This window comes from Paraburkholderia sp. WS6 (assembly GCF_030464835.1).
Classification (GTDB): domain Bacteria; phylum Pseudomonadota; class Gammaproteobacteria; order Burkholderiales; family Burkholderiaceae; genus Paraburkholderia; species Paraburkholderia madseniana.
In genome coordinates this window covers 285,331-308,849 of the sequence record NZ_JALQCK010000003.1, presented here as the reverse complement: position 1 = coordinate 308,849, position 23,519 = coordinate 285,331, and the positions used below count along the sequence as shown (strand labels likewise).

The 23,519-nt window shown below is 61.2% G+C and carries 23 protein-coding genes; 14 read left to right on the top strand and 9 right to left on the bottom strand.

Annotated features, from left to right (window positions below):
* Together M0D64_RS05770 and M0D64_RS05765 are read right to left on the bottom strand one after the other, a co-directional pair.
* The gene (locus M0D64_RS05770) at positions 1 to 606 is read right to left on the bottom strand and encodes a short chain dehydrogenase (RefSeq protein WP_266256944.1); all 606 of its coding nucleotides are present in this window, start codon (positions 604 to 606) and stop codon (positions 1 to 3) included.
* 207 nt (positions 607 to 813) lie between these two features.
* Positions 814 to 1,266, bottom strand: coding sequence for a DUF3005 domain-containing protein (locus tag M0D64_RS05765; protein WP_266257007.1), 453 nt, complete (start codon positions 1,264 to 1,266; stop codon positions 814 to 816).
* Positions 1,267 to 1,626: 360 nt separating this feature from the next.
* On the opposite strand from M0D64_RS05765, the gene M0D64_RS05760 reads away from it, so the two are divergent.
* From M0D64_RS05760 to M0D64_RS05750, 3 genes are all read left to right on the top strand, one after another.
* Positions 1,627 to 1,860 (top strand): hypothetical protein, encoded by a 234-nt coding sequence (locus tag M0D64_RS05760; protein WP_154559118.1) that lies wholly within the window; start codon positions 1,627 to 1,629, stop codon positions 1,858 to 1,860.
* A gap of 127 nt (positions 1,861 to 1,987) precedes the next feature.
* Positions 1,988 to 2,923, top strand: coding sequence for a serine O-acetyltransferase EpsC (epsC, locus tag M0D64_RS05755; protein ID WP_154559117.1), 936 nt, complete (start codon positions 1,988 to 1,990; stop codon positions 2,921 to 2,923).
* Between the two features lie 151 nt (positions 2,924 to 3,074).
* On the top strand, positions 3,075 to 3,899 hold the full coding sequence (locus M0D64_RS05750; RefSeq protein WP_266256943.1) for an AraC family transcriptional regulator: 825 nt from the start codon (positions 3,075 to 3,077) through the stop codon (positions 3,897 to 3,899).
* Between the two features lie 313 nt (positions 3,900 to 4,212).
* Here M0D64_RS05750 and M0D64_RS05745 read toward each other — a convergent pair whose 3' ends face one another.
* The 3 genes from M0D64_RS05745 to M0D64_RS05735 form a co-directional block, all read right to left on the bottom strand.
* Positions 4,213 to 4,719, bottom strand: a complete 507-nt coding sequence (locus tag M0D64_RS05745) for a metal-dependent hydrolase (protein ID WP_171928745.1) — start codon at positions 4,717 to 4,719, stop codon at positions 4,213 to 4,215.
* 155 nt (positions 4,720 to 4,874) lie between these two features.
* A complete protein-coding gene (locus M0D64_RS05740) occupies positions 4,875 to 5,225 on the bottom strand; it encodes a sugar ABC transporter ATPase (protein WP_171928746.1) in 351 nt (116 codons plus the stop codon).
* 295 nt (positions 5,226 to 5,520) lie between these two features.
* Positions 5,521 to 6,672: a porin gene (locus tag M0D64_RS05735; RefSeq protein WP_154567098.1), complete on the bottom strand. Its 1,152-nt coding sequence runs from the start codon at positions 6,670 to 6,672 to the stop codon at positions 5,521 to 5,523.
* A 628-nt stretch (positions 6,673 to 7,300) separates the two neighbouring features.
* On the opposite strand from M0D64_RS05735, the gene M0D64_RS05730 reads away from it, so the two are divergent.
* The 3 genes from M0D64_RS05730 (at position 7,301) to M0D64_RS05720 (ending at position 10,708) form a co-directional block, all read left to right on the top strand.
* The gene (locus tag M0D64_RS05730) at positions 7,301 to 7,873 is read left to right on the top strand and encodes a hypothetical protein (protein WP_266256942.1); all 573 of its coding nucleotides are present in this window, start codon (positions 7,301 to 7,303) and stop codon (positions 7,871 to 7,873) included.
* Positions 7,874 to 8,063: 190 nt separating this feature from the next.
* On the top strand, positions 8,064 to 10,019 hold the full coding sequence (locus M0D64_RS05725) for a PhoX family phosphatase (protein ID WP_266256941.1): 1,956 nt from the start codon (positions 8,064 to 8,066) through the stop codon (positions 10,017 to 10,019).
* 137 nt (positions 10,020 to 10,156) lie between these two features.
* Positions 10,157 to 10,708 carry a hypothetical protein gene (locus M0D64_RS05720; RefSeq protein WP_266256940.1) on the top strand — a complete coding sequence of 184 codons (552 nt, stop codon included), beginning with the start codon at positions 10,157 to 10,159 and terminating at the stop codon, positions 10,706 to 10,708.
* A 219-nt stretch (positions 10,709 to 10,927) separates the two neighbouring features.
* Here M0D64_RS05720 and M0D64_RS05715 read toward each other — a convergent pair whose 3' ends face one another.
* Positions 10,928 to 11,362, bottom strand: a complete 435-nt coding sequence (locus tag M0D64_RS05715) for a hypothetical protein (RefSeq protein WP_154567114.1) — start codon at positions 11,360 to 11,362, stop codon at positions 10,928 to 10,930.
* Between the two features lie 241 nt (positions 11,363 to 11,603).
* Here M0D64_RS05715 and M0D64_RS05710 point away from each other — a divergent pair, with 241 nt between their 5' ends.
* The 6 genes from M0D64_RS05710 (at position 11,604) to ggt (ending at position 18,558) form a co-directional block, all read left to right on the top strand.
* The gene (locus tag M0D64_RS05710; protein WP_266256939.1) at positions 11,604 to 12,299 is read left to right on the top strand and encodes a CDP-alcohol phosphatidyltransferase family protein; all 696 of its coding nucleotides are present in this window, start codon (positions 11,604 to 11,606) and stop codon (positions 12,297 to 12,299) included.
* Entirely contained in the window at positions 12,296 to 13,126 is an 831-nt protein-coding gene (locus M0D64_RS05705; RefSeq protein ID WP_266256938.1) for a 2OG-Fe(II) oxygenase, read from the top strand. Before M0D64_RS05710 ends, M0D64_RS05705 begins: the two co-directional genes overlap by 4 nt.
* Complete coding sequence (locus tag M0D64_RS05700) at positions 13,123 to 14,142, top strand: flippase-like domain-containing protein (RefSeq protein ID WP_266256937.1); 1,020 nt, start codon at positions 13,123 to 13,125, stop codon at positions 14,140 to 14,142. Before M0D64_RS05705 ends, M0D64_RS05700 begins: the two co-directional genes overlap by 4 nt.
* Positions 14,143 to 14,167: 25 nt before the next feature.
* On the top strand, positions 14,168 to 14,932 hold the full coding sequence (locus M0D64_RS05695; RefSeq protein WP_266256936.1) for a phosphocholine cytidylyltransferase family protein: 765 nt from the start codon (positions 14,168 to 14,170) through the stop codon (positions 14,930 to 14,932).
* Between the two features lie 258 nt (positions 14,933 to 15,190).
* The gene (locus M0D64_RS05690) at positions 15,191 to 16,594 is read left to right on the top strand and encodes an MFS transporter (protein WP_266256935.1); all 1,404 of its coding nucleotides are present in this window, start codon (positions 15,191 to 15,193) and stop codon (positions 16,592 to 16,594) included.
* A 230-nt stretch (positions 16,595 to 16,824) separates the two neighbouring features.
* The gene (gene ggt, locus M0D64_RS05685) at positions 16,825 to 18,558 is read left to right on the top strand and encodes a gamma-glutamyltransferase (RefSeq protein ID WP_266256933.1); all 1,734 of its coding nucleotides are present in this window, start codon (positions 16,825 to 16,827) and stop codon (positions 18,556 to 18,558) included.
* Between the two features lie 159 nt (positions 18,559 to 18,717).
* Here the strand turns inward: ggt and M0D64_RS05680 are convergent, their stop codons facing one another.
* A complete protein-coding gene (locus M0D64_RS05680; RefSeq protein WP_266256932.1) occupies positions 18,718 to 19,764 on the bottom strand; it encodes a S1C family serine protease in 1,047 nt (348 codons plus the stop codon).
* 106 nt (positions 19,765 to 19,870) lie between these two features.
* On the bottom strand, positions 19,871 to 20,026 hold the full coding sequence (locus tag M0D64_RS05675) for a hypothetical protein (RefSeq protein WP_266241509.1): 156 nt from the start codon (positions 20,024 to 20,026) through the stop codon (positions 19,871 to 19,873).
* Between M0D64_RS05675 and M0D64_RS05670 the strand changes: the two genes are divergently transcribed.
* The gene (locus M0D64_RS05670) at positions 20,025 to 20,462 is read left to right on the top strand and encodes a VOC family protein (protein ID WP_266256931.1); all 438 of its coding nucleotides are present in this window, start codon (positions 20,025 to 20,027) and stop codon (positions 20,460 to 20,462) included. The genes M0D64_RS05675 and M0D64_RS05670 overlap by 2 nt on opposite strands.
* 192 nt (positions 20,463 to 20,654) lie before the next feature.
* On the top strand, positions 20,655 to 21,581 hold the full coding sequence (ppk2, locus tag M0D64_RS05665; RefSeq protein ID WP_154567110.1) for a polyphosphate kinase 2: 927 nt from the start codon (positions 20,655 to 20,657) through the stop codon (positions 21,579 to 21,581).
* A gap of 101 nt (positions 21,582 to 21,682) precedes the next feature.
* Here ppk2 and M0D64_RS05660 read toward each other — a convergent pair whose 3' ends face one another.
* Positions 21,683 to 23,269 carry an inorganic phosphate transporter gene (locus M0D64_RS05660; protein ID WP_266256930.1) on the bottom strand — a complete coding sequence of 529 codons (1,587 nt, stop codon included), beginning with the start codon at positions 23,267 to 23,269 and terminating at the stop codon, positions 21,683 to 21,685.
* Positions 23,270 to 23,519: the final 250 nt, after the last annotated feature.

The following is a 23,519-nucleotide window of genomic DNA, read 5'->3' as shown; positions in this document are numbered from 1 at the left end:
TCAATACCCCACGCGATACACACGGCCCGTTTGCGCGCCTTCCACGCTGCGCAGATAGGCCTGCGCGGCACGTTCGGCGGTGACCGGCTCGAAGCCGCGGAAGTAGGGCGCATAAGCACCCATCGCTTCGGTGAGTACCGTCGGGCTCACCACGTTGATGCGGATGCCGCGCGGCAATTCGATCGCGGCGCCGCGCACGAAACCTTCCAGGGCCAGATTGACCGTGGTCGCATTCGCGCCTTCGCGAATCGGTTCGTCGCCGACAATGCCGCTCGTCAGCGTGAACGAACCGCCGTCGTTCACGTACTGCTGGGCGCCCAGCACCACATTGATCTGACCCATCAGCTTGTCGCGCAGACCGACCCAGAACTGCTCGACGCTCATCTCCGGCAGCGGGCCGAAATGCAGCTTGCCGGTGGTGGTGACGATGCCGTCGACTTTACCAATCTGGCTAAAGAGCCGCTCGATGCTGGCCGGGTCGGTGCTGTCCACGCGATACTGGCCGCGCGTCGCGCCCACTTCGATGACTTCATGGCGTGCTTTCAATGCCGCGCTCACTGCCTGGCCGACCGTGCCGGTTGCGCCTATTACGACAATTTTTTTCATCTGCTGCTCCGTTTGGTATTGGACATGCAGTCGATTGTGTCGGCGTTCGACGGGCGGAAAAAGCCCGTTCGGCTTGCAGGTCCTGCAACCCTGAGTTTCTAATCCGTAACGAAACGCGCACCGTCATTCAAACGGTGCGCACTTTGGAATGGACTGATTAATCGGTGCGAGCGGCGCAATTCAAACAAATATGCGCCGCGCGAATACTTATTTCGCCCGATGTAATTCAATCACGCGGGTAGGGCGCAGGTGATTGAGGGCGAAATGGATGCGGCCACGTTCGCGACGGCTGCGGATTGGGCGCGGGTCGTCGAACAGTTCATCTTCTGAATCGACGCCTTGCGGCTCGACCATGCCTTTATCGATGACCGTGTAGCCCGGTTCGAGCGCCAGCAGCAGATGATTGCCGCCAACCCGGCTGTCGAAGCCGGCCATGCCGTCCTGTGCCTCGGGCACGCTGTTGATCAGGCTCGCGTTGCTCGTCGTGATCTCGTCCGGCGAGATCGGGCTGTGGCCGGCAATGCGGGCGGCCTCGAGAGTCTTGCCGTCGGTGTCGACCGTGCTGTCGTGCGTGCGGTCGTTATGCAGTTCCGTCGTTCTCGGGCCGGTGGTGCGCGGTAGTTTGCCGGCGTCTGCCGGCTTGTTGATGTCGCTGTTCATCATGCATTCTCCATTGAAGAGGACATGGTTGAAGTGCAGCAAAACCCGTTCCGCCTCGCACAACCTCTTTGTGCGTGTGAGTTGTACCGCGGTTGCCTCGCAGTTTATGTGCAGTGACATATGCAGTGACATATGCAGTGACATACGCAGCGACATATGCGGGCATTTCACGTGGCGATTGCGTCAGCGATTCTTTTCGTTTTTTTTAATGGACGCCTATTTTCTACAGAGTATGATCTTACTCCGACGAGCGAAGCGCGGTTAAATCGACGACATGCGTCCGGCTTTTTTTACATGGCCGACAACGAACAGACGCGCGCTACTCAAAACATCTTACGGGGCCGTCAGGGCGGGTGACACATGCATTTCGATGCTGCATTCACACATCGCGGCTACTTGCTGAATTGCGCGCCGGCGCGCGCGTGCGATGGCACTTGGCAACCGTATGTGGTCATCTCCCGCTCCAGCGACGGCGAACTGGTCGCCAACCGTTTTTTTCCCACCGACTTGCGTTTTCCTGACGAAGCCACCGCCATCGCGCACGCACGCGACTGGGCCGTGCGCTGGATCGATGCGAGCAGCGTGACTATCTGAAGCGCATCCGCCATGCGCTTACCGGCATACCGGGCAGCCGCGCGACGTTGCGCGAGCCGCCGCAAAACGCGGTAATCTCTTGGGACAATCACTCTGAACCGTGCTTACCGCGCGGCGCTGTCCTTTTATGCCTAATGTGCCTGCCCACAACTGGGGTCTCGAACAGATCGTCGCGGACTTGCGCGCGTCGCGTGAAGAATTGCATCGCACGCGGCATCCGCTCGGCATTCGCGAGTTGCCGTCGCGCGACGCGGTGATCGCCATTGTCACCGGCTTGCGCGCGGCGTTGTTTCCCACGCACTACGGCGCCCCCGATCTAACTGACGAAACCGTCGACTACTACGTCGGCCACACGCTCGAAAGCACGTTGCGATTGCTTGCCGAACAGATTCGCCGCGCCTTGCGCTTTCTGCCCGAGTTTGGCGAAACGCCCGATGCGGATCTGAAGGAGCGCGCGTTCAATGTCGCGCGCGAGTTCGGCACGCAGTTGCCCGGTATTCGCGCGTTGCTGGTCAGCGATATTCAGGCCGCTTTCACCGGCGACCCGGCCGCGCAGCACATCACTGAAATTCTGCTGTGTTATCCGGGCGTGTGGGCAATGACGCACCATCGTCTTGCGCACGCGCTGCACCGCCTCGGCGTGCCCTTGCTCGCGCGCTTCATCAACGAGATCGCACACTCTGCGACCGGCATAGACATTCACCCGGGCGCGACCATCGGCCCGAGTTTCTTTATCGATCACGGCACGGGCGTTGTGATCGGCGAGACCGCGATCATCGGCGAGCGCGTGCGTGTCTACCAGGCCGTGACGCTCGGCGCGAAGAGCTTCGCTGCGGATGTTGACGGCACGCTGGTCAAGGGCAACGCGCGCCATCCGATCGTTGAAGACGACGTCGTGATTTATGCCGGCGCGACGATTCTCGGCCGCGTGACGATCGGGCGCGGCTCGGTGATCGGCGGCAATGTGTGGCTGACGCATAGCGTGCCGCCGGGCAGCAGCGTATCGCAAGGCAAGATCCGCGAGGGTGAGCGCACGGGCACGGAAGAGGGGGGCGGTAGATGAGCGGGTTGGCTCACGCGTCATCTCGCACTTTGCCGCGTGGACTGGCGCGCGGGGTGCTCTGGCGATCTGCATACGGCTCGCTGCGCGATTCAGCGTGCAGACCGCCGCGTGTTGTGCCGCGCGGAACGCTAGTTAACTTCTGAGGCGCACCATGTCACGCGGCCGCGTTCACATGCCTCGCTGCGCGATCGCCGGCGTCGAAGCGACGGTGGCCGAAACGACGCATTCGTTTCCGCGCCATTCGCACGACCGCTTCGGCGTGGGCGTGATCGTCACCGGAGGACATCGATCATCAAGCGGCCGCGGCGTAGTAGAAGCGCGAGCGAACGACGCGATCATGGTGAACCCGGGGGAGGTACACGACGGCAGCCCGCTCGACGAGCGCGGACGCGCATGGCGCATGCTGTATTTCGAGCCATCGATGCTAAGCGACGCCGCAATCGAATTAAGTGGAATCGCCACACACGAGATCGAACTGACCCAACCGGTGGTACACGACCCGTTACTGAAGGTGCTATTCGAGCGCCTGTTCACAGTATCGGTGGAGGCGCAATCCGTGCCGGACGACCTGATCCGAGAGGAGACGATGCTCGAGTTGCTTGGGTATCTACTTCGAACTCACGCGACGGCGCACGCACGTCCACGGTTGTCACAGACCTTGAATCCGATTGCACGAGCGAGGGCGCGTATTGACGACGACCCTTCGTCACCGCTCACGCTAACTGACCTTGCTGCTGACGCCGGCATGAGTCGCTTCCAGTTGCTACGGGGTTTCGCGCACGAGATGGGGTTACCACCGCACGCATACAGGATGCAGCGCAGGGTAATGCTTGCGAGACAACTGATCGCGCGTGGCGCGACCTTGGCAGACGCCGCAGCCGCAGCGGGCTTTGCGGATCAGAGCCACATGACCCGAGCATTCGTGAGATTGATGGGCATGACCCCTGCGAACTACGCAGCCGCGAAGCGGCGATAAAGCACAACGACGGGGTTAAGAACAACGCTTCGGCGCGCGCAGCGCCGCCGGAAGAATGACGCCCTTGTCACTGGCGCATGCAGGTGCACGAACCCAGATTCCAGATGCACCACTACCCTATGCAAACTACGGGACCCGCTTAGCAGGAGTGGTTTGAGCCGCTTTCTTTTGCCTACTTTTCTTTGCGGCATGCAAAGAAAAGTAGGTGCCGCCCCGCACAGGGGCAACGCTAATAGACCACTAACAAAACAAGGAAAGGCCAACGCCCCAAGAACACTGACCAAAGCGCCGCGCAGGCAAAAAAAGCCACCCCCTACCCAACTCTAAAAAACCTAAAAACCGAAACCCCATGCAACCAAACATGCTCCCCAACAAACCACGCGGCGACCCAAGCCGCTCCAACAACAATCAAATCACAATGCCCACTATTCCAAAGATTCAAAGAATGCCGCCCAGCGATCCACGGCACCCCCAAAGGATTCGGCCAATCGGCCAAAAGATGCATCACCCCCCCACAAGCAAACCCAAACACCGCCGCAGCATAAACCGAATGCCCAAGCCAATGATAAGAGCCCACGAGCAACGCGACCCACCCCACCCCCCAATGCGTCAGCGTACGATGCGTAATCCACAGCCTTCGCGCGCGTGACCACCACGCCACCTCCAGCCAGTCCGGCGCCGTACTCCCCGCCACTCCGGCGATGAAACTCAACAACACGCCGATATGAAACGAACCACCGCCGCCGACGCGCGCGACAACAGCCGCCGCGATTACGCCGGCCGCAAACCCAGTCGCGTGATGTGCTTTGTTGGATGCCATCGAACCTCACGACGCGGTGCGCCGGATAAAAGCCAAGGGGCGGCTATGTTCGCAGATGAGCAGATAAAAAAATAGCCAACACAGGAGATAAAAAAACCGGATATCGGCGTGGCCTTCAGTGTCGTCCTCAACAACGCAGCCGCGTGACCCAAACCTCAGGTCGCACAACGCGCAATATCGACACGCATTTCCGCTTCAGGCGGATCGTCCGGCGCATTCGCGGGATGCATCACCTTGATGACCGAGCCGGCGTTGTAAGGCGTGAGCGTGACGAAATACGAGTTGTTCGAATCGGAGCCGACGGCGATCTCGGTCGCGTCGCCGACGCGCGACATTCGCACGCGTGACAGCTTGCTTTCGAGGCAATCGGCGATATAAGCAGGGGCGCGCTGCGAAGACACGTACATCATCGGCTGGGACGCGTCGCGGGCGGGGCCGCTGGAACCGCAGGCAGCGAGAAAAGCAGTGAGGGCAGCAGCGGGAGCAAGCAGAAGAAGTCTTTTCATGGTCCGATCGTCGGCGTCCCCGATCGTGTACGGGAACTTGGGGCGCGGGCGAAGCGCAACGCGATTGAACGCAACGTCATGCTTCGCGACGAAGCAGCCGTTCAACCGCAACGACGTTACGGCAAGGAAGGCAGCCGGTCTCAGTATACCCACGGCATGCTTGCGCCGTCACTACCGCTACCTCGAAACGTAAGAACGTAAGCGCCTTGAAAAAAACCCGCGCGTGATCGTGCCACGCGCGGATTCGGCTGCAGGGCGGACCCATACGCCGCTCTGCATGTATCGTCAGAAAAACTTAGAAGCGGTGACGCAGGCCGACAGCCGCAGCAACCTGGTTGCCGGTCGACGACGGCGCCAGCGTGTTGATCGCCGCCACGTTCGCACCGAAGTTGCCGAGTTCGCCCGATGCGTGCTGATACACGCCTTCCACGTACACGTCGGTACGCTTGCTCAGCGAGTAGTCGCCTTGCAGCGATACCGTGTGCCACTTCGGATCGCCCGAGCCATTCGAACCCGACATCTTGCCGTCGGTGAACGTGTACGAAGCGGCGAGGCTCAGTGCCGGCGTCAGTGCGTACTTGCCGTTCAACTCGTAGTTGTCCAGATGCAGGTTCGTGCCTGCCACACCCGGCAGCGTCGTGCCGCCGACGTCCACGCCCGTGATGCCGTCCAGTTGCGTATGCGTGTACACGAAGCCAGCCGTCGCCGGGCCGTACGTGTAGTTGATGCCCGCACCGAACGTGCGTTGCAGGTTAGCTGCGACGGCGGCGGTGCCGTTGCCTTGCGAGACTGCGCCGCTCAGGTTCGAGCTACCCGAGTTGTTTAGTTGCAGGTAAGCGGCGGCTACGCTCAGCGGACCGTTGTCGTACGAAGCGCCGACGCTCCATGCGCGGTTGTTCGAGAACTGGCCGGCCGAATTGCTGAAGCCGTACAGGCCGCCGAATTTCAGGCCGGCGTAGTTCGCGCTCGTGTACTTCACGGCGTTCTTGATCGAGAACGAGTTGTCCAGATTGTCGTTATCGAACGGGTGAGCGGCGAGATTGTTGCCGAAGCCCGCGCCCGCTTCGGACAGCGGCGCGAGGTAATCGACCACGGAATCGTACTGGCGGCCGAGCGTCAGCGTGCCGTATTGATCGCTCTGCAGACCGACGAAAGCCTGACGATTGAACATCGTGCTGCTTTCCGAAAACTGGCCGTTGTTCAGGTTGAAGCCGTTTTCCAACGTGAAGATGGCATGCAGACCGCCGCCAAGGTCTTCGTTGCCGCGCAGGCCGAAATAGGTGTTCGACACCGAACCGCTGCCTTGTTGCCAGTTGCTGTGGCCGCCCTGGTTGTTCGAGTAGACGAGACCGGCGTCCAGCGTGCCGTACAACGTAACGCTGCTTTGTGCGTGAGCGGTGATGGCGAACGCGCCCATGAGGCCTGCTGCGATGAGGGTTTTTTTCATGTTTAGATAACTCCGGGACAGTGCGTAGAGAATCGCATTCCAGTGCTAACAGCCGATTGCGCCGGCTGCCTGACGATCCGCTGCGAAGTGTATGCCTGCTATTTATATCTTTAACCGCATATGGCGCAACAATGCATTTTATAATTCGGAATACCGGATTAAGAGTTGTGTAAGTGCTGGTAAATAAAGAAAAAAATATTTGTGCACGATGACGCTGTAATTGTTCGTCAAATTGTCGGTGTTGCTCGATCGCGACGCTCCCGCTGTGTCATATTCAGTAAGGATTTAAGCGCGTCGTTGCCTGAATTTAGAATCATTCTGATTTCTGCAATGGACTCTTCCAATTCGTGTGCTCTATCCCGGCGAATTACAGTTCTACAATTCGTTTCACCCCCTGACCAGGGGTGTCTTTTTCATCTCTTTATACGCGGCTTTCGGGCCGCGTTTTTTTCGAACGTTTTATAATCGGTTTATAGGTTCCCGCGAATAACGAAATGCACTATTTCGATTGGCGAAGAGCGTGCCCTGGCTTGTCCGTTCGTCAGAGGGCCGCGTTCGGCGGGTGTGGGGCAGGTAGAATCGCAGGCTTGAGTTGTGTTTCCGCCCCGCGAACGTGAGTAAACCTGTAATGACCAATTCCCCCCTTCCATCGTCCGACACCGCTGCTGACTCCCCGACGGAAGGCGCGTCCGAAATCCACGAAACCCCGCTCGATCATCTGGAAGACGCGCTGCCCGAAACCCAGCACGAAGCGCGTCTGTGGCGCGACGACGGCTGGACCGCGCGTGTCATCAAGAACGAAGACGACGAAGGCTGGGCCGTCGCCATGATTAAAGACGGCGAAGCGGAACCGGCACTCGTCGGCCCGTGGACGATGGGTCGCAACAAGAAAGATCCGAAGCCGCTCGACACGTCGGCGTTCAACACGCTGGTGAAAACCGCGTCTGAAGTGTTGCGCCGCCATGAGCAGCAACTGCGCGCCCAGTTGCACAAAGAAGTGCGCGTGGCCAGCGCGGACGGCAATGGCGAACTCGACATCACGCTCGACATCGTTCCCGACGAAGACGAACCGTACGCGCTGTTGACCGCCCTCGATACTTTCGGCGAACAGCTCGCGCAAGTGCAGGTGGCGCCGAACTTCAAGCTGAGCAAGGCGAGCGCTGCTGCGTGGGTCGAAAACGAATTCCGCCGTCCGGGCTAGATCGGCGGTGACGGGTTTCTGCTAACGAATAGCTGAATTTAACATTACTAAAGCCTGTCAATATACTTTCACATTTACTTCATAGAATCCTCGCGTCATAGCGGCGCGAGCGTGAACCATGCGGTTTTGGGTCTGAGTGCGTGCCGGCTGTGCATTCACCCACGCTACCCGAACCCTGGATCACGACAACATGGCAGAGCCGTTCGACCTTTCCCGCCGCAAGGCCCTGAAACTCCTCGCCGGTGCGCCGATGCTGCCGATAGGCAGCCTTGCAACGGCGTCGATGCTGACCGCGTGCGGCGGCGGAGGCGACGAGTTGGCGACACCGGTGAAGCCGGTGGCCAACTTCGTCTCGGCGGCATTCAGCGGCATGGCCGCGCCGACACTGGCGGACCCCACCGCGATGGCGAAAACCACGGTCGGCTCGACACTCACGGTGCAACTGAGCGACGGCAGCAGCCGCACGTTCAAGCTCGCGTACCAGCCGTTTTTCGTGACTGGCGACTTGGTGCCGAACATCAAGGGCGGGACGATCCTGGCCGGCGGCTACTTCGATATCAACAATCAGCCGATCATCGATAAATCGGTAACGGGCAAAGAGCGTCAGTTCTATTCGGACTGCCCGGACGGCAGTTCGCTGATTCGTCTCGACAAGCCCACGGTGAAGGGCCTCAAGGGCAACGCGGTATTCGCCGTCGTGCAGTTCGAATACGCGACCCGCGATCAGAGTCTGAAGTCGATGTATGGCCAGTTGCCGTCGCCGATCGCCGTGCTCACGCTCGATCAGGACCCGGCCACGGGCAAGCTGACGCTGGTGGGCTATCACAGCGTCGATACATCGAAGGCGCATGGCTTGTGGATTACCTGCGGCGCGAGCCTGTCGCCGTGGAACACGCATCTGTCGAGCGAAGAGTACGAGCCGGACGCCGCGACGATCGCAACCAACAGTCAGTTCAAGGGCTTCAGCCGCAGCCTTTACGGTGACGAAACCACCGCCAATCCCTATCACTATGGGCATCTGCCGGAAGTGACCGTCAATCCCGACGGCACCGGCACGATCAGGAAACACTACTGCCTCGGCCGCATCTCGCACGAACTGATTCAGGTGATGCCGGATAAGCGCACCGTATTGATGGGCGACGACGCGACCAACGGCGGCCTCTTCATGTTCATTGCCGATCGCGAGGCCGATCTGTCGGCGGGCACGCTGTATGTCGCAAAGTGGACGCAGGTGTCGTCGAGCGGCGCGGGCGCGGCAACGCTTTCCTGGATCAATCTGGGCCACGCGACCAGCGACGAAATCGAGGCGCTCGCCAACCAGTTGAGCGCGAGCGACATCATGGACGTCGCGACCAAGGACCCGGTCGATTCGACCTACACGAAGATCAACTACAACGGCACCTTCAACTGGGTGCGCATCAAGCCGGGCATGACGAAGGCGGCGACCTTCCTCGAAACGCATCGCTACGCAGCGTTGGCGGGCGGCAGCATGGGTTTCACGAAACTCGAAGGCACAACGGTCAATATCAAGGACAAGGTGCTGTATTCGGCGATGTCACGCATCGAGAAATCGATGGTGCGTGGTCACGCCGCATCGACCGATGTCGCCGTCGACAAGGCGATCAACGCCGGTGCGGTTTTCGCGCTGAGCATGAAGGGCGGCCAGAGCGACCGCAGCGGCGGCACGATCAACAGCGACTGGGTGCCGGTGGACATGGCCGCGCCTGCGGCGCTGGTCGGCGAGGATCTGTCGTCCGCCGACGTGCTTGGCAACACGGCGAACCCGGAGCGTATCGCGAATCCGGACAACCTCAAGTTCTCGGAGAAACTGCGCACGCTCTTTATCGGCGAAGACAGCGGCATGCACGTCAACAATTTTCTGTGGGCTTACAACGTCGATACGAAGACGCTCGCACGTGTGTTGTCGTGCCCCGCGGGCGCGGAGTCGACAGGCCTGCATGCAGTCGACGAAATCAACGGCTGGACGTACGTGATGAGCAACTTCCAGCATGTCGGCGATTGGGAAAGTCCGTTGCACGACAAGATCCAATCGACACTCGATCCGCTCGTGCGGGCGAACTATAAGGACCGCTTCGGCGCGACGGTGGGGTATCTGACAGCGGACCCGGCGGGGATCAAGCTGTAGGGGGAGAGTGCGGTAAAAGACGTGGCATAGGCCATCTGGCCGAGGCGCCAGCGAGGGGGATTCTCGCGATAATTTCCGGTTTCCCCCGCGGCTGGCGTATGAAGTGGATTTCGATTTTGCGACAAGGTTATATCGACGTGGCAAGCGTCCGATATGGCTTGTCGCACCTGCTCGCTGGCGCTTTCACTCTTGCCATTCCCGCTTCTGCGAAGTTTCCCGCCGCGAGGGCGACTGTGCATGTTGAATACACGTCCCATTGCGTGTCGTTCGGACCACCGCCTGGTGAGCGGCTGGATTTCGACACGCTCGGCAATGAACGCAAGATTCTCGACCACCGGCATGTTGCTCGCGCGTTCTGCTTCGACAGACATCATTGGTCGCTTCGACTACCTGCGATCGTCGCGCAGTTGGGCGAGCGGCGTTGCTACTTCACGGGCCATTCGAACTGGCTCGTGATCGAAGACATCACGCATCGGGGCGAGCCGGTCGAATATGAAGTGTTTTTTCGCCTGCGCCGGGCGGGGGCGAGTGCGTTGCGGCTTGTGATCGAGAGCGCCTACGTACGCGACATCAGCAAGGGAAGGGCGGGAATCCCGCGCAACCGGCGGAGCATCGTGCGGTTTCGCGTGATGGCGGCAAAAATATTGAGGGGAGAGGCAATCCGCGATCCGAATCTCAGTCACTTTTAACTGAAAACCACGCGCCAGAAACAGGTGAGGCCCCGCGTGGGGGCCTCATAACTTCGCGGGTGCGCTTGATCGGTATAACCCGACGTAACCAGCACGGCTGGATCCTGTTTGACCAGGAGGCAGATAGACGCCCTTGCGGGCCCCGAAAAATCCATCTGCCGAAATTATAACGCGTAAAACGCCGGCCCCATACCTTCCGATCGGCCATTTCCTGCCGCCTCAACTCCGCTTGCAGAAAATCGCCGTTACGAGCGGCGCCACCCGATGCACGATCGCTGTGCTGCCGGTCTCGGCGAGCGCGGCCTGGACCTTGGATTCGCCGCCGAACACCACGACACCATAGGCGGAGCGGGCCACGGGTTCACCGTCGCCGACGCGGAACATCGGATCGTCTTTTTCGTAGCCGACCACCGCGAAAACGTGAAAGCCGAATGCGGTCAGGTCGGCGCCCTGCACCGGCGAAAACGCATTGATGGAGTTGCTTTCGACCCGCATTGGCTTCGGATCGATCAACTGCTGCTGGGCGAGATCGGCAATGAACTGATGACCGCTCTCGTTGCAGGTGAGCGGTGCGTCGAGAGCGGCAGCATGACTGCTGAGCGGCAGCGCGGCGGCGGCCAGCGCAAGGAGTACGGATGAAAAGAAGCGTTTCATATACGTGAATGGCGACCCGCGTTCGATGTAGTGAGTTCGCAACGAGTGGCGGCGATGCGCCGCACCCCGAAAAGACATTGCGCATCGACGTGATCTGGTGTGACAGGCGCAACTGGATTCGCACTTTAACGTGATTCGGCATATCTTGCGCGGCGCCTGGCACGCATCGGCAACAATGAGCCCTTAAGAAAACGTTAAGGAAGGAAGCAAGCTTTTACGATCCCGTATATATTTCCGGGTTATGAATTCGCGACCACCAATTCCAATTAACGTTCCGGCCCCCAGAACATGGGATGCGAGACTCGCCCGCCGAATAGTCACGCCGCTTGTCAACACCTGGGTCACGCCGAACCATCTGACCACGCTGCGCCTGCTGATCGGGCTTGCCGGCGCGCTCTGTCTCGCTCACGGCGGATTTGCCTGGGCCAATGCGGGCGCCTCTCTGATCGTGCTGTCGAACTTTGTCGACCACACAGATGGCGAACTCGCGCGCATCGGCGGAAAGTCGAGCCGGATCGGTCATTTTTACGATCTGGCTTGCGACGCCCTCGTGACCGTCATGTTGTTCGTCGGCATGGGTGTCGGTTCGACGCATGTCGGCTCATTGAAAGTTTCACCCGGCTGGCTGGGTGCCGTGGCGGGCGTTGCGGTCGCGCTGATTTTCTTCCTGCGCATGCGCATCGAGGAGATGGCGGGCAAGGCAGGTACAAAGCAGGCATCGGTCGGCGGTTTCGAAACCGAAGACGTGCTGTACCTGCTTCCCATCGTCACGCTGACGAGCGTCGTCATGCCGTTCGTTGTGGTCGCGTCAATCGGCGCGCCGCTGTTTGCCGTCTGGGTGGTGGTCGATTACTGGCGCGTCGCGCGCCGCGCCGAGCGCTCGGCGGCCGCCCCTGCCAAGGCTTCTGAAACCAGTCAAATGTGGGCCAGTGAATGAGTATGCACGCCGAAGACGACGTGATCGCACCAATCTCAGTTGAACGTTCGCCGGCCTCTTCGTTGGCCTCGTCGACCGCGCCCGCGCCGAATGCCGATCGCGCTGTGGCGAGCCGCACGCGCACGTTCGACACACGGCGTCTCTCAAAGGATTTCGCCGATCAGGGCGCGTTCCTGTATCTGGAAGATTTCCTCGCGCCCGAAGTCACCGCCCAGCTCGTGCAGAGCGCGCGCGGCCTCCTCGACGAAGTGAACCGCAACTATCTGCCGGGACACAAGCAGGGCGGCAGCGTCAGCCGTCATACGATCGACCGTCTCGCGCCGTTCATCGCCGAACTGTATCGCTCGAAGGAACTGATCGGCTGGCTAGAACAACTCAGCGGCGACAAGCTGCAAGTGTCGCCCGCGGACGATCCGCACGCCTATGCGCTGTACTACTACACGCGGGCCGGCGACCACATCGGCTGGCACTACGATACTTCGTACTATGACGGCCGCCGTTATACGCTGCTGCTCGGCGTGATCGACGAATCGTCGTGCCGGCTCGATTACGAATTGCATACGCGCAATCCGGACGTGGCGGATCAACCCGGCTCGGTGCAGATTCCGCCGGGCGGCCTGGTGTTCTTCGACGGCGACAAGCTGCGTCATCGCATCACGCCGGCCGGCGCAAACGAAATGCGCGTGTCGCTGACCTTCGAATACGTCACCGACCCGAACATGCGGCCGTGGCGCCGGTTCATCTCGAACATGAAGGACGCGATCGCGTACTTCGGTTTCCGCCAGGTTTTCCGTCAGATGACGAAACGCCGCAAGGACCCCGCATGACACGCGCGGCCCTGATTCTGCTGTCGATCGGGACGGCGCTCTTTGTCGGCCTGCTCGCCTGGCAGGGTTTCGGCTCCGTGGCCTCGGCGCTGGCCGCGGCCGGCTGGGGGCTCGTGCTTGTCGCGGCGTTTCACCTTGTGCCGCTGGTGCTCGACGCCGGCGCAATCTCGGTGCTGTTCCAGCGTCAGCGCGACGGCGTGCATCACGACGCGACGGTGCGCGACGCATTGTTCGCACGCTGGATCGGCGAATCGGTGAATAGCCTGTTGCCGGCCGGCCAGATCGGCGGCCCGGTGGTGATGGTGCGGCAACTGTCCCAGCGCGGCATGCGCATGCGCGACGCGGCCGCAGCCGTCACCGTCAGCACCACGGCGCAGGCGGTCGCGCAAATCGTCTTCGCGTTGCTCGGGTTGCTGCTGTTCGGCGCCTACGCCGCGCACGGTGCGCTTCACGATTTGCGAATCGCTACGCTGATTGCCACCGGCGTGCTGGGTGCGATGATTGCGGGCTTCTACTATGCGCAGCGGCACGGCCTGTTCGGCCGTTTGCTGGGCGTGGTGTCGAAGCTGTTCGGCAAGCGCGACTGGTCGTCGCTGATGACGCGCGCCGAAGCCGTCGACGCCGCCGTGCAGGCGATCTACCGCGAGCGCGGCCGCGTCGCGGCAAGCTTCGCGCTGAGTCTGGTGGGCTGGATCGTCGGCACGGTCGAGGTGTGGCTCGCGCTGCGCTTTCTCGGTCATCCGGTCGACTGGGTCGACGCACTCCTGCTCGAAAGTCTCGGGCAGGCGATTCGTGGCGCGGCGTTCATGATCCCAGGCTCACTCGGCGTGCAGGAAGGGGGTTATCTGCTGCTCGCGCCGCTCGTGGGTTTGCCGCCGGACGCGGCGCTGGCGTTGTCGCTCGCCAAGCGCGCACGTGAAATCCTGCTCGGTTTGCCTGGACTACTGGTTTTGCACTTCAGCGAACGAAGCTGGCAACGGCGGCGCGCCACAACGCGCGTGCCGGTTGTCGATTAATCTCCGAATTTTTAAAGGACTGCGCATGCGTGCCATCATCCTCGCAGCGGGCCTCGGCCTGCGTCTCCAGCAACCGCCGCAGGCACAGTTCCCGAAGTGCCTGTTGCAGTTCGACGGCATGAGCCTGCTCGAACGGCATCTGCAAATGCTGGAAACCGCCGGCGTGACCGACGTCGTGCTGGCGCTCGGCTTTCAGCCGGAATCGGTGCAGGCGGAACTGGAGCGGATCAACTGGCCGCATAAAGTGGAAACCGTGCTGAACCCGCGTTACGACCTGGGCAGCGTGCTGACGGTGCACACGGTGGCCGAGGCGCTCACGCGCGGCGGCGACGTGCTGCTGATGGACGCCGACGTGCTCTACGACGAGCGCATTCTGAGCGCGCTCGTGAAGGGCGGGACGATCAACCGCCTGTTGATCGACCGTGATTTCGAAGCCGGCGACGAACCCGTCAAGCTGTGCCTGAAAGACGGTGTGCCGATCGAATTGCGCAAGCAGCTCGCCGTCAATCTCGAGTACGACACCATCGGCGAATCGGTGGGCTTCTTCCGCTTCCGCCAGGAAACCGCGCAACGTTTCGCGCAGATCGTCGCGGGCTACGTGGATAGCGGCCGGGCCAACATGCCGCACGAAGAAGCCGTGCGCGACCTGCTGCTGGAGCGCAGCCAGGTATTCGACACGGCCGACGTGACGGGCGCGCCGTGGATCGAGATCGACTTCCCGAACGACGTCGCTCGCGCAAGCACTGAGATTCTGCCGCAGCTGCAACCGCTGGTCAGTGCGTCGCGTTAAGTCTCGCTTCTGAATTACCGCTGTATTGCATGGTGAGCCGGCTGTATGCCGGCTTACCATCGCGTCGGTTTTCTCTTCTTTTCCACTTCTGTTTTTTCGTCATCAGCTCAGCTTCGTTGCGCGCTCAACTATTGGGCGCCGGATAGCAACGCGTCATCCGCGCGAGTACGAAAAGGCTTCGCTTAACAACATCCGTTGTCGATGCGATGCCATAATCGCAGCTTTACACCGACGGTCATGCAACCCGTCGTCATGCCAATGCCTCTCGCTTTAGGCACTTTCATCGTTCCGCTGATCGTCGCGTGTGCGATGTTCATGGAAAACGTGGACGGCACGGTCATCGTGACGTCGCTCCCCGTTCTGGCGCGCGATCTAGGCCAGGACCCCATCACCCTCAAGCTCGCCGTGACGGCTTATGTCATCGGCCTCGGCGTCTTCATTCCGATTTGCGGCTGGGTCGCTGACCGCTTCGGTTCCCGCACCGTCTTTCGCACCGCCATCGGCATCTTCATGGCCGGCTCGCTGATGTGCGCGGCGTCCACGTCACTCGGCACCTTCGTGGTTGCGCGCTTCGTGCAAGGCATCGGCGGCGCGATGATGGTGCCGGTGGGGCGCATCATCATTTTCCGCTCGGTGCCGAAGTCGGACTTCATTCGCGCGGTCAACTATCTGACGGTGCCCGCGTTGCTCGGGCCGGTAGTTGGGCCGCCGCTGGGTGGGTTCATCACGACCTATCTGCACTGGCGCCTGATCTTCTTCATCAACATTCCAATCGGCCTGCTGGGTATCTGGCTTGCGAACAAGCACATTGCCAACGTGCGTGAAGCGCATCCCGGCCGGCTCGACTGGACCGGCTTCGTGTTGTCGGCGAGCGGGGCGTCGCTGTTCATGCTGGGGCTCTCGCTGGTAGGCGGCGAACTGGTGTCCAACTCGGTATCGGTCAGCATGTGTGTGTTCGGCGTACTGCTGCTGGTGGTGTACGTGCTGTACGCGAACCGCGTCGAATTGCCGGTGCTCGATTTGCGGCTGTTGCGCATTCCGAGTTTTCACGCGAGCGTGGTGGGTGGTTCGCTGTTTCGCATTGGCCTCGGCGCGGTGCCGTTTCTGTTGCCGCTTGCGTTGCAGGAAGGTCTGGGCATGACGGCGTTCAAGTCGGGGTCGATTACCTGCGCGTCCGCATTCGGCTCGATCTTCATGAAGGCGGCCGCATCGCGCATTCTCGAACGGTTCGGTTTTCGCACTGTGCTGATGTTCAATGCCGGTTGCGCGGGCCTTGCGATTGCCGTCTACGGTCTGTTCTTTCCCGGCACGCCGCATTGGTTGATCTGGTGTGTGGTGCTGTTCGGCGGCTTCTTCCCGTCCTTGCAATTCACCTCGTTGAATACTTTGGCGTATGCGGATATTCCAAGCCGCGACGTTGGCCGCGCGACGAGCGTGGCGAGCGTGATCCAGCAGATCTCGTTGGGGCTCGGTGTGACGATCGCGGGCATCGTGCTGCAAATCTCGCATAACGTGCAGGGTCATTCGACCATCGTGTTCTCCGACTTCTGGCCGGCGTTCCTCGTGGTCGGCCTGTTCTCGTTCCTGTCGATTCCGGTGACCGCGCGCTTGCCGCAAGGCGCCGGCGACGAAATCGCACGCGGCAACCGCGGTAGCGCCTGAGTGTTCAACTCTCGGTGCGCTGGGTCTCGTGGTGCGGCGCACTGACTGTGTTCGATGCCGATTCGAGCATGGCTACACGAGGTAATTAGTGTTGTTAAATGGGGCGGTTTTTGTGTGCTGCAGCATGCACCATATGCGTGCAACAGCTTCGCAAACGGCGGGCCGCCATGTTATAAGCCCAAGACAGTTTTCGTTTTGTCAGATGAAAGCGTCGTCTTGGAGGATGCCCAATGAAGTTGTTTCAAAACGCCAAATCGTCCGTTAGCGGACTTGCACTGGCCGCACTCGTCTCTGTTTCAAGCGGCTTTCTCGAAGCCACTCCAGCTTTTGCCAAAGCGCCCGCGAAAGCGCAGCCGGCAATTCTCACGGCGTCCGCCATTGCGGTCGCCGACAAGTACAGCGCCGACGCCGCAGAACAGATCTTCAAGGAAGGTGGCAACGCCGTCGACGCGGCAGTCGCGATCGCCTTCACGCTTGCCGTGACGTATCCGGAAGCGGGTAATATCGGCGGCGGCGGTTTCATGACGCTGTATGTCGATGGCAAGCCATACTTCCTCGACTATCGCGAACGCGCCCCGCTGGCCGCGACAAAGAACATGTACCTCGACGACAAGGGCGAGGTCATCAAGGGCATGAGCCTGTTCGGTTATCGCGCGGTGGGCGTGCCGGGCACTGTCGACGGCATGTGGCAAGCGCAGCGCCGCTTCGGCAAGCTCAAATGGAAGCAGGTGCTCGCACCGGCCATTCATTACGCACGCGACGGCTTCGAAGTCAGCGAGCAATTGCAGCAACGCCGCGACGACGCCGCGAAAGATTTTGCCGGCAAGACCAACTTCGATACCTACTTCGGCAATCTGAAGCAGGGCGTCAACTTTAAGCAACCGGATCTCGCCGCCGTGCTGCAGCGCATTTCGGATCAGGGCGCGAAAGACTTCTACTCGGGCAAGACGGCTGATCTGATCGCGGCGTCCATGCGCGGTCACGGTCTGATTACGAAGGCCGATCTGCAGCAGTACAAGGCGGTGTGGCGTCAGCCGATCCAGGCGGATTGGAACGGCTATCGCGTGATTACCGCGCCGCCCCCGAGCTCGGGTGGTATCGGTCTCGTGCAGTTGCTGAAGATGAAGGCCGACAATGCGCCCGACTTCAAGGACATCAAGCTCAATTCCGCGCAATACGTGCATCTGATCGCTGAAATCGAGAAGCGTGTATTCGCCGATCGCGCACAGTATCTCGGCGATCCGGACTTCTACAAGGTGCCGGTCGCGCAATTGACCGACGACGCGTACATCGCCAAGCGTGCCGCCGAAGTCAATCCGAATGCACCGTCCGATACGAAGAGCATCCAGGCCGGCCTCGGCACCTCGATGCCGGAGAAAGCGGAAACCACGCACTTCTCCGTGATCGACAAGTGGGGTAATGCGGTGTCGAACACGTACACCATCAACGGCTATTTCGGCTCGGGCGTGGTGGCGGATCGCACGGGTATCGTGCTGAACGACGAGATGGACGACTTCTCCGCTAAGCCGGGCGTTGCGAACATGTTCGGTGTGGTGGGCAGCGACGCGAATTCGATTGCACCGAAGAAGCGCCCGCTGTCGTCGATGAGCCCGACGATTCTGACCAAAGACGGCAAGGTGTCGCTCGTGATCGGCACGCCGGGCGGCTCGCGCATCTTCACGTCGATTTTCCAGGTGATCAACAACGTCTACGACTTCAACATGCCGTTGCAGGAAGCCGTGGGCGCGATGCGCTTCCATCACCAACTGTTGCCGCCGAACACGATCTTCTGGGAGCCGTACAAGCCGATCGACGGCGAACTCGCCAAGCAGATCGAAGCCAAGGGTTACACGCTGAAGGGGCAGGATTTCAGCGGCGACATCCAGGCGATCAAGGTCAATGGCGATACGCCGGAAGCCGCAGCCGATCCGCGTGGGCGTGGTGTCACGCGGGTGATTCAGTAAGCGTTTGACTTCAATCGTTTAAGTGCATCTGAGCGGCGCGTCTTTACGGATGCGCTGCATGCAGAAAAAAGGCCTCGCGCTCAAATTGAGCGCGAGGCCTTTTTTATCCGTGAGATTGATTGAATGCGAGGCCCTTTCCGCCACAGGCAGTCGAGCGAATCAGCTTGTCTGCTCGACCGGCGTCAAGGTCAATTCGAGCCGCTGCGCGCCGCGCAACACGGTCACGTTGACCGGCTTGTCGATACGCGACACATCGAGCGTGCGTTGCAGGCTATCGACGTCTTGCACCGCAAGCGCATCGATCGCGACGATCGTGTCGTCGGTGCGCAGACCGCCGAACGCGGCCGGGCTGCCTTTGACGATTTCCATGACGTGCACGCCGCTCTCCGAGCTCAGGCCGAAATAGCGCTGCACGCGGCGCGACAGCGGTCTCGTGGTGCCGGCCACGCCGATGTACGCACGCCGCACGCGGCCGTGCGCGAAGATCTGCATGATGACCCACTTGGCCGTGTCGATCGCGGTGGCGAAGCAGATCGCCTGCGCGCCGGGAATGATCGCGGTGTTCACGCCGATCACCTGGCCGGCCGAATTGATCAGCGGGCCGCCCGAATTGCCGGGATTGAGTGCGGCATCCGTCTGGATCACGTCGTAGATCATGCGGCCCGAATTCGAACGCAGCGAGCGGCCGAGCGCCGAGACTACGCCGGTCGTCACGGTTTGCGCGAGACCGAGCGGATTGCCGACCGCGATCGCGATCTGGCCGACGCGCAGCTTCGACGATTCGCCGAGTTCGACGTGCGCTAATGGCTCCGGCGAGCCGATGCGCAGCACGGCCAGATCGCTGCCGGGGTCGTCGCCGACCAGATCGGCGTCGAATTTCGCGCCGTCGGCGAGCGTCACCTTGATATGCGTGGCGCCGTGCACAACGTGGCTGTTGGTGAGCAGATAGCCGTCAGGCGTGAACAGAAAACCCGAGCCTGTGCCGCCACGCGCGCCGCGGCTGTCGCGCCCGGACGGCGCGCCGGGCAGCCGGCGTTCGACGGAAATGAAGGCGACCGCCTGCTGAACACGTTCCAACGCGCCGATCACGGTGCGGGAATAGGCGTCGAGCAAGGCGTCGTCGGATAAAGCGGTGAGTGGATCGGACCCGGGGGCGTCGGATGCGGCGCGCGACAGGTCATCGATGAAGCGTGGACGGCTTCCCATGGCGATGCTCCGGATAAACGGGAATCCAGATGCGGGGCGGCGGGCGGGTTTTTCAAGTGCGGGCGAGGCGGCGCGCTCGAGGCTGCTTGTGAGACACTTTCTAGTGTCAGCCCACGCCAAAGCGGGGGTCGTCGTAGAGGCTGAAGCGCCGGCCAATGCCCGGACCAACGCCGGCGCCAAGGTCCGCGCCAAGGCCCGCGATGTCCGGGCCGACGCCATAGAAGCCCGCCAGGCGCCGCCATACCAGGGAGACAGCCGCCATGAACTCGCCCACCACTTCCGCCGCAGCCTCTGCCTCGGCGAGCGCCTCGAGCGCGCCGACCGACTCGACAGAACCAACCGGGCCGCGCATCGAGTCCCTCAGCGCCATCACGCTCGCCACCCGCAATATGCCCCGCGCGGTGCTGTTTTACGAAGCGCTCGGTTTTCCGATCAAATTCGGCGGTTCGCAGGAAGCGTTTACCTCGTTTGCATTCGGCGGTTCGTATCTGAACCTGATCGTCGATACGCGTGCGCCAGTCAACTGGTGGGGCCGCGTGATCATTTATGTCTCGGACGTCGACGCGCTTTACCGGAAAGCGCTGGCGGCGGGTTTGAAGCCATCGCTCGAACCGTCCGATGCGCCGTGGGGCGAGCGCTATTTCCACATCACCGATCCCGATGGCCACGAACTCAGCTTCGCGAAGCCGTTGCGTTAGCGCCGGGCGGCCGCGCTAAACTCGCTATCATGGATGGGCTATAAGGCGCGCAAGCCTCCGGCGAGCGCCCGTGCCCCAAGGTGCGGCCGCCGCGCTGGTAACACGGCTGACACCTCGTGCTTCGATAATCGAACCCGTTCGCGACGCGCATGCGCCGCGCGCCTAACCATTTCCGTTGCCAGGAGAGTCGCAATGAAAGAGCTGGATCCGAGACCCGAGGCCGAAGTCATGGCAGAACGGCAGCGCCGTTTCGAAGAGGACCTTATCGATGCGTACGACGAGGAACTCGAAATGGAGGTCGACGACCGTATCATCGACGGCGCGGAGGGCTTCACGCCCGAGCATCGCGAGGCGCGCAAGGTGTACTTCCGCGAGCTGTTCCGGTTGCAGGGCGAACTCGTCAAACTGCAGGACTGGATCGTGCAGACCGGGCACCGGCTGGTGGTGATTTTCGAAGGACGCGATGCGGCGGGCAAGGGCGGTGCGATCAAACGCATCACGCAGCGGCTCAATCCGCGCGTGTGCCGCGTGGCGGCATTGCCGGCGCCGAACAACCGTGAACGCACGCAATGGTATTTCCAGCGTTACGTGTCGCATCTGCCCGCTGGAGGCGAAATGGTGCTGTTCGACCGCAGTTGGTACAACCGCGCGGGCGTCGAACGCGTGATGAATTTTTGCAGCGATGACGAGTACGAAGAGTTTTTCCGCTCGGTGCCGGAATTCGAAAAGATGCTGGCACGAAGCGGCGTGCAGATTCTCAAATACTGGTTTTCGATCACGGACGAAGAACAGGAAATCCGCTTTCAGAACCGCATCCACGATCCGCTGAAGCAGTGGAAGCTGAGTCCGATGGATCTGGAAAGCCGGCGCCGCTGGGAAGCGTATACGCAGGCGAAAGAAGTCATGCTGCAGCGCTCGCATATTCCCGAGGCGCCGTGGTGGGTCGTGCAGGCGGTCGACAAGAAACGCGCGCGCCTGAACTGCATTCATCATCTGCTGAGCCAGGTGCCGTATCACGAGATCGAGCATTCGCGCGTCGAGTTGCCGGCGCGGGTCTATCACGACGAATACAGCCGCCAGCCGGTGCCGTCGTCGATGATCGTGCCTGAAATTTATTGATCGATCTATGCTCGGTGAAATGAAAAAAGCGCGGCAAAAACCGCGCTTTTTTAACTTCGCCGTTGCCGGACTTGCACCCGGCAGCAGCGGTTTCAGCCGTTTCAGAACACCATCCGGAACACCCAGTACAAGCCCCCGGCCAGCGCGATTGAGACCGGCAGCGTCAGCACCCACGCGAGGATCAGGCTGCGCACGGTGGCCCATTGCAAGCCGGAGCCGTTGGCCGCCATAGTCCCGGCCACGCCTGACGACAGCACGTGCGTCGTCGAGACCGGCAAGCCGTACATGTCGGCCGCGCCAATCGTCAGCATCGCCACCAATTCAGCCGACGCGCCCTGTCCATAGGTCAGATGCTGCTTGCCGATCTTCTCGCCGACGGTAACGACGATGCGCTTCCATCCGACCATCGTCCCGAGACCGAGGGCGATAGCGACGGCAACCTTGACCCACGTCGGAATGAACTTGGTGGCGTGATCGGTTTGCGCCTTGAAGTTGTCGATCGCTTTGGCATCTTTCGGTGAGAAGGCCGGCTGCTTGCTCTTCTTCATCAGGCGGATCGCTTCGGAGGCGACATACATATTGTTGCGTACGTTATCGACGATATTTTGCGGCACGGCGGCCATCGATCCCGATGCGCCGACCTGCTGACCGATCAGAGCGGTGAGTTGCTGCAAGGCCGGCACGGTGGCGGGCGTCAACTGACGAGTGCGCACGTACGCTTCGACTTCGTCGCGCGGATTGGCAGACGGTGCCGCGCCGTGTGTGTATTTGCCGAGCGTGTCGGCGGTGTGTTGTGCCACAGCGATGAAGGTCTGCGTTTCCGCCGGCGTGACCGCCTTGTTCAGCGCGTAGGCTGTCGGCACGGTGCCGATCAGGATCAGCATGATGAGCCCCATGCCTTTCTGCCCGTCATTCGAACCGTGTGCGAACGAAACGCCCGTACAGGTCAGAATCAGCAGGCTGCGAATCCAGAACGGCGGCGGCTCCTTGCCTTTAGGCTCGGCATACAACGCGGGAACCCGCACCACTGCTTTCAGGATCAGCAGCAGCAACCCGGCGGCAAGAAAGCCGATCAGCGGCGAAAACAGTAGCGATTTGCCCACGCCGAGCACCTGATTCCAGTCCACGCCGCTCGTGCCGTTCGCGCCATGTATCAGCTGATTCATCAGACCGACGCCGATGATCGAGCCGATCAGCGTGTGCGAGCTCGATGACGGCAGTCCGAAGTACCACGTGCCGAGATTCCAGATGATCGCCGCGATCAGCAGCGCGAAGACCATTGCGAAGCCCGCGCTGCTGCCCACTTGCAGAATCAGTTCGACGGGCAGAAGCTGCAGAATACCGAACGCAACCGCGCCCGTTGAAGTAAGCACGCCGAGGAAATTCCATCCGCCGGACCAGACCACCGCAATGTTCGGCGCTAGCGAATGCGTGTAGATCACGGTGGCGACCGCGTTGGCTGTGTCATGAAAACCGTTGACGAATTCGAAGCCGAGCGCGATCACGAGCGCAATGCCAAGGAGCAGGTAGGGCAAAAACGAGGCTTCGCGAACGGATTGCAAATCGTCCGCCAGATGCATGGCGCAATAAGCAGCGCCGATCGCAATCACAGCGAGGAAGATGATCAGGCCGATATTGCGCCCCTTTCCACTTGCAGCGCCCGGTTGCGGGTACGAAAGTTCCGGCATGGCGTGAGCCCCAAAAGTTTGTCGCGGAACTGCCGATCCTGCGATGCCTGTGTGTCGTAACGATGACAGTGGCGTGACAGCTATGCGGGACGGGCGCTCGCGGGAAGGTAGGTACAGATTGGCGCTACAGGAAAGGCTGCCGCTTGCGCGGCGGGGTAGAACGATAAGCGGTCCGAAAAGAACTATGCGCGAACTGCGCCCGGGCAGCGGAGCGGATTTTCCGGTTCAACTGCCGCCAAGGTCGCATACA

What these genes read in the sequence shown, in the direction of transcription:
- M0D64_RS05770 (WP_266256944.1), bottom strand. Translation starts at nt 606, where the DNA reads ATGAAAAAAATTGTCGTAATAGGCGCAACCGGCACGGTCGGCCAGGCA.
- M0D64_RS05765 (WP_266257007.1), bottom strand. Translation starts at nt 1,266, where the DNA reads ATGAACAGCGACATCAACAAGCCGGCAGACGCCGGCAAACTACCGCGC.
- M0D64_RS05760 (WP_154559118.1), top strand. Translation starts at nt 1,627, where the DNA reads ATGCATTTCGATGCTGCATTCACACATCGCGGCTACTTGCTGAATTGC.
- epsC (WP_154559117.1), top strand. Translation starts at nt 1,988, where the DNA reads ATGCCTAATGTGCCTGCCCACAACTGGGGTCTCGAACAGATCGTCGCG.
- M0D64_RS05750 (WP_266256943.1), top strand. Translation starts at nt 3,075, where the DNA reads ATGTCACGCGGCCGCGTTCACATGCCTCGCTGCGCGATCGCCGGCGTC.
- M0D64_RS05745 (WP_171928745.1), bottom strand. Translation starts at nt 4,719, where the DNA reads ATGGCATCCAACAAAGCACATCACGCGACTGGGTTTGCGGCCGGCGTA.
- M0D64_RS05740 (WP_171928746.1), bottom strand. Translation starts at nt 5,225, where the DNA reads ATGAAAAGACTTCTTCTGCTTGCTCCCGCTGCTGCCCTCACTGCTTTT.
- M0D64_RS05735 (WP_154567098.1), bottom strand. Translation starts at nt 6,672, where the DNA reads ATGAAAAAAACCCTCATCGCAGCAGGCCTCATGGGCGCGTTCGCCATC.
- M0D64_RS05730 (WP_266256942.1), top strand. Translation starts at nt 7,301, where the DNA reads ATGACCAATTCCCCCCTTCCATCGTCCGACACCGCTGCTGACTCCCCG.
- M0D64_RS05725 (WP_266256941.1), top strand. Translation starts at nt 8,064, where the DNA reads ATGGCAGAGCCGTTCGACCTTTCCCGCCGCAAGGCCCTGAAACTCCTC.
- M0D64_RS05715 (WP_154567114.1), bottom strand. Translation starts at nt 11,362, where the DNA reads ATGAAACGCTTCTTTTCATCCGTACTCCTTGCGCTGGCCGCCGCCGCG.
- M0D64_RS05710 (WP_266256939.1), top strand. Translation starts at nt 11,604, where the DNA reads ATGAATTCGCGACCACCAATTCCAATTAACGTTCCGGCCCCCAGAACA.
- M0D64_RS05705 (WP_266256938.1), top strand. Translation starts at nt 12,296, where the DNA reads ATGAGTATGCACGCCGAAGACGACGTGATCGCACCAATCTCAGTTGAA.
- M0D64_RS05700 (WP_266256937.1), top strand. Translation starts at nt 13,123, where the DNA reads ATGACACGCGCGGCCCTGATTCTGCTGTCGATCGGGACGGCGCTCTTT.
- M0D64_RS05695 (WP_266256936.1), top strand. Translation starts at nt 14,168, where the DNA reads ATGCGTGCCATCATCCTCGCAGCGGGCCTCGGCCTGCGTCTCCAGCAA.
- M0D64_RS05690 (WP_266256935.1), top strand. Translation starts at nt 15,191, where the DNA reads ATGCCTCTCGCTTTAGGCACTTTCATCGTTCCGCTGATCGTCGCGTGT.
- ggt (WP_266256933.1), top strand. Translation starts at nt 16,825, where the DNA reads ATGAAGTTGTTTCAAAACGCCAAATCGTCCGTTAGCGGACTTGCACTG.
- M0D64_RS05680 (WP_266256932.1), bottom strand. Translation starts at nt 19,764, where the DNA reads ATGGGAAGCCGTCCACGCTTCATCGATGACCTGTCGCGCGCCGCATCC.
- M0D64_RS05670 (WP_266256931.1), top strand. Translation starts at nt 20,025, where the DNA reads ATGAACTCGCCCACCACTTCCGCCGCAGCCTCTGCCTCGGCGAGCGCC.
- M0D64_RS05675 (WP_266241509.1), bottom strand. Translation starts at nt 20,026, where the DNA reads ATGGCGGCTGTCTCCCTGGTATGGCGGCGCCTGGCGGGCTTCTATGGC.
- ppk2 (WP_154567110.1), top strand. Translation starts at nt 20,655, where the DNA reads ATGAAAGAGCTGGATCCGAGACCCGAGGCCGAAGTCATGGCAGAACGG.
- M0D64_RS05660 (WP_266256930.1), bottom strand. Translation starts at nt 23,269, where the DNA reads ATGCCGGAACTTTCGTACCCGCAACCGGGCGCTGCAAGTGGAAAGGGG.